The sequence below is a fragment of the Streptomyces huiliensis genome (genome assembly GCF_020037025.1).
Classification (GTDB): Bacteria; Actinomycetota; Actinomycetes; order Streptomycetales; family Streptomycetaceae; genus Streptomyces; species Streptomyces huiliensis.
In genome coordinates, this window is sequence record NZ_JAIQLH010000222.1 from 1 (window position 1) to 3,928 (window position 3,928).

At 76.9% G+C, this 3,928-nt stretch carries 4 protein-coding genes; 1 reads left to right on the forward strand and 3 read right to left on the reverse strand.

From position 1 onward, the window contains the following. Positions 1-1,097, reverse strand: a 1,097-nt coding sequence (locus tag JNW98_RS28640) for a cytochrome P450 (RefSeq protein ID WP_223771216.1), incomplete at its 3' end; no start/stop codon positions are given. 148 nt (positions 1,098-1,245) lie between these two features. Between JNW98_RS28640 and JNW98_RS28645 the strand changes: the two genes are divergently transcribed. Next, complete coding sequence (locus JNW98_RS28645; protein WP_223771217.1) at positions 1,246-2,001, forward strand: 3-keto-5-aminohexanoate cleavage protein; 756 nt, start codon at positions 1,246-1,248, stop codon at positions 1,999-2,001. Positions 2,002-2,057: 56 nt separating this feature from the next. Here JNW98_RS28645 and JNW98_RS28650 read toward each other — a convergent pair whose 3' ends face one another. After that, positions 2,058-2,516 (reverse strand): spore-associated protein A, encoded by a 459-nt coding sequence (locus JNW98_RS28650; RefSeq protein WP_223771218.1) that lies wholly within the window; start codon positions 2,514-2,516, stop codon positions 2,058-2,060. A 193-nt stretch (positions 2,517-2,709) separates the two neighbouring features. Next, on the reverse strand, positions 2,710-3,928 hold a 1,219-nt coding region (locus JNW98_RS28655; RefSeq protein WP_223771219.1), incomplete at its 5' end, for an FUSC family protein.

Genomic DNA, 3,928 nt, shown 5'->3' on the forward strand with positions numbered 1-3,928 from the left:
CAGAAGTGCGGGCCGTGGCCGAACGCGGCGTGGGCGGCGGCCCGTTCGGCACCGGGCAGGTAGCGGCCGGGCCGGAACGCGTCCGGGTCGGGGAAGCGGCCGGGGTCGCGGTTGGCGGCGGCGAGGACGACGAGGACCGAGGCGCCGGGGGGTATGACCGCTCCCCCGCCGAGGTCCACCTCTTCCGTGGTCCGCCGCCAGGTGGTCCCCTCCAGCGGGCTGGCGTGTCTGAGGGTCTCCTCGGCGACGGCGTCCCAGTGCCGCCCGGTGCGGTCCCGCCGTGCGGCGGCGAGTTCGTCGGGGTGGGTGAGCAGCAGCAGGGCGGCGGAGGCGAGGAGGTTCATGGTCGTCTCGTAGCCGGCGAACAGCAGCAGAAACGCCATGGCGAGGAGTTCGGCGTCGCCCAGCCCGCCGCCGTCCGGGCCGCCTCCCTCCCCAGCGTCGTGCACGAGGGAGCTGAAGAGGTCGTCGCCGGACGCGCGCCGCTTGTCCGCGATGAGCGCGGTGAAGTAGGCGTGCAGGGCGGTCCAGGCCGCGTCCACCGCACCGGGGGCGAGCGCGTCGGCGGGCGATCCGACGCGGTACGTCCAGTCCCGCAGGTCGGCGCGGTCGGCCTCGGGGACGCCCAGGACCTCGCCGATGACGAGGACGGGCAGCGGGAAGGCGAATGCGTCGACGAGGTCGGCGGTGCCGTCGCGGTCCAGCCGTCCGGCGAGGTCCCCGGCCAGGCCGGCGGCCAGCCGTGCGATGCGCGGCCGGAGGGCGTCGACGCGGCGCGGGGTGAACGCGGCGGTGGTGAGCCGGCGGAGCCGGGTGTGGTCGGGGGCGTCGGAGTTGAGCATGTGACGGGCGAGGCAGGCCTGGGCGCGGCGGGCGGGCGAGTCGGGCCGGGGGCGGCCGGCGGCTTGAGGGGGCACGTTGGAGAAGCGGGGGTCGGCCAGCACGGCCCGGGCTTCCCGGTAGCCGGTCACCAGCCAGGCGTGCGTGCCGTTGGCGAGTTCCACCCGCACCGCAGGGCCGCGGGCACGCAGCCGCGCGTAGTACGGGTAGGGGTCGCGCGCGAAGGCGGGGTCCGCCGGGTTCAGGAGATCGGCCACCCGCTCATCCTCACCGACGGACGGACCCGCGCGCCGGTGCGGCGAGGGTCAGCGCGAACCGGCCCGCCCTGTGGGATCCCTACAAAGCGGACCGCCGGCTCTGGACCGGGCGGCGGCCGTTGTCAGACCCCCCTGCCATGCTGTCGGCATGATCCTGCAAGCGTGTCTCAACGGTTCCCGTGACCGGCGGGAGCACCCGGGCCTGCCCGTCACGGCCGCCGAACTGGCGGTGGCGGCACGGGAGGCGGTCGCCGCCGGGGCGGTGGACCTCCATGTGCACCCGAAGGACGCGGCCGGCGCCGACACCCTCGACCCGGCGGCCGTCGCCGAGGTGGTCGGGCGGGTACGGGCCGCCGTGCCGGGCGTGCCGGTCGGGGTCACCACCGGCGCGTGGGCCGCGCCCGACCCCCGGATACGGGCCGCGCTCGTCCGCTCGTGGACGGTCCTGCCGGACCACGCGTCCGTCAACTGGCACGAGGAGGGCGCCGATACGGTCGCCGCCGCGCTGGCGGAGCGCGGCGTCAGCGTCGAGGCGGGTCTGTTCTCGGGCACGGACGCGGTGGCCCGCTTCCGCGCTTCGCCGTTCGCCGGTCGCGCCGGCTCGGTGCTGCGGATCCTGGCGGAGGTCACCGACACCGACGCCGGCACCGCGGAGCGGTCGGCCCGCGCGCTGCTGGACGCGCTGGGCACGGACCCGGCCGCGCCCGTCCTCCTCCACGGCGAGGACGGCGGCGCCTGGCCCGTGCTCCGGCTGGCCCTGCGTCAGGGCCTGTCGACGCGCGTCGGCCTGGAGGACGTCCTCCACCTCCCGGACGGCTCCCCGGCCACCGGGAACGCGGCGCTGATACGGGCGGCGGCGGCCGCGGCCGTCGCCTCGGGTGCCGTGCCCGGAACCGGTGGGTGACGGCCACCGCCCCCACCCCCGGCTCCGGTCCCGTCCCGGTCCCGAGGCCGGCGGGTCTACCGCCCGGCCGGGGCCAGCGTGCCGCAGTTCGTCTTGTAGCGGGCCACGACGTAACCGTCGATCTCGCCGCCCCAGTCGACGCACTTGCCCTTGGCGTCGAGGTGGACCGGCCCCGAGTAGGAGGTGAAGAAGCCGTACTGCTCCTGCTTCGACCTCAGGTCCTTGTTGCGCTGGATCCAGGAGCCCACCCACAGCTTGGAACCGTTCGAGCCGTTGCGCTTGGTGACCACGCAGTTCTTGCCGTTGGCGGAGTTGTAGGTCAGGAAGACCGCGCCGCGGTCCGGGATCGGGATCTGGTTGACCAGCGTGTATCCGGCGCCGCACTCCTTGTTGTACGCGGCGGTGGCGCGGGCCGGGGCGGCGGCGGACGTTCCTGTGCCCGCCACCAGTGCGGTGACGGTGGTGGCGGCGAGCAGCGTGGCTCCGGCGACGCGGGCACGTACAGCACGCTTCACTGTGTCCTCCCTGGAAGTCTCGGGTCGCATGGTGCCTGTCGGTGGACGTACGCGGGACGGCCGTCTCCGTGCCCGTACAGACACCCCACCCCCGGGAGGGGTTGCACACCCCTTCGCCCCCAGGGTGCGGAACCGGCCACCGCGCCGCACGGGCCGCACGGGCCGCACGGGCGGCAGGGGTGACGCCGGCCGGTCACGTCCGACGGCCGGGCCACAGCCAGCGGGAGGCGAAGACGGCCAGGCCGCCGCCGGCCAGGTTCAGGGCCACCCGCACCGCCGTCGCGTACCAGGGCACCGGTTCGTCGAAGTCGCTGAGGAGGAGCAGCAGCGCGGGCGAGGCCAGCGCCCAGTAGACGTAGTCGACGGGGCGGAAGGTGTAGGCGGCCGCACCGAAGACGCCGACGAGCGCCGCCACCGCGTACGGGCCGGGTCCGCTGAGCAGGAGCAGCGCGGCGGCCACGCCGCCGAGGCTGTTGCCCAGCAGGCGCTTGGCGAACTTGCTCCGGGTCTCCTCGGGCGTGGGCCGCAGCGTCAGGAGGAGCGACGTCACGAACCAGTGCCCCTCGCCCCAGAGCGCACCCTGCACCCCGGTGACGGCCACGGCCCCGGCGGTGAGCACACCGAGCCGGGCTGCGTGCCGCAGCTTGCCTGCGGGCGCCGGTGCGGGCGGGGAGGAGGGCGAGGCCGGCGGGTTCCCCTCGGCGCCGGGCGGAGTGCCGCTGCCCGGGGGCGGCCCTGCCGCCGTCACGGGCGGCCCGGTGCCGCCGGAAGGCGATCGCGCCGCCCCCTGGCATGGCCCGCCCCCTCCGGCGGCAGTCCCTCCGGCGGCAGGTCCTTCTCCGCCCGAGGGCGTCCGGTCCGCTCCGGTGGTGAGGCCCTCCCTGCCGGTCGGCGGCCCATCCGGGTCCCCGGGGGCCCGCCCGGTGCCGTCGCGTGGCAGCTCGGCCTCGGCCGCTCGCCGGGGTCCGGCACCCGCCCGCCCGTCGTCCGCCGGCGCCCGCCGCCGGAGGGGCAGCAGCAGGGCCGACGTCCAGACGCAGCCGACCAGTTGCGCGAGGCCCGGAAGCGGCAGCCCCTCGGGCGGAGCTCCGTCAGTACCGGTGATGCCCGTGAGCAGCACGGCCAGGGCCGCCGTGGGGCCCACGCGGGGGAGCAGCGCTCCGATGAAGGCGGTGGTGCCGACGCCGAGGGTCAGGGCGAGGGCGCCGCTGCCCGCGAGGGCGGTGTAGACGCCCGCGACGGTCGTCCAGGCGGCGCGGACGGCCAGGTGGCGGGCGCGTTCGGCGCGCCCGGCGGCCTCCGGGAAAGGCATGGCGAGCAGGACGGCCGGCAGGGCGACGGCCGCGCCGGTTCCGGGGTGGCCGGTCGCGGTGCCGGCGACGAGCGGCACCGCGAGCGCGACGCCGGCGGCG

Bases quoted from the DNA above. Each gene is read 5' to 3' on its own strand.
- JNW98_RS28645 (WP_223771217.1), top strand. From the start codon at position 1,246: ATGATCCTGCAAGCGTGTCTCAACGGTTCCCGTGACCGGCGGGAGCAC.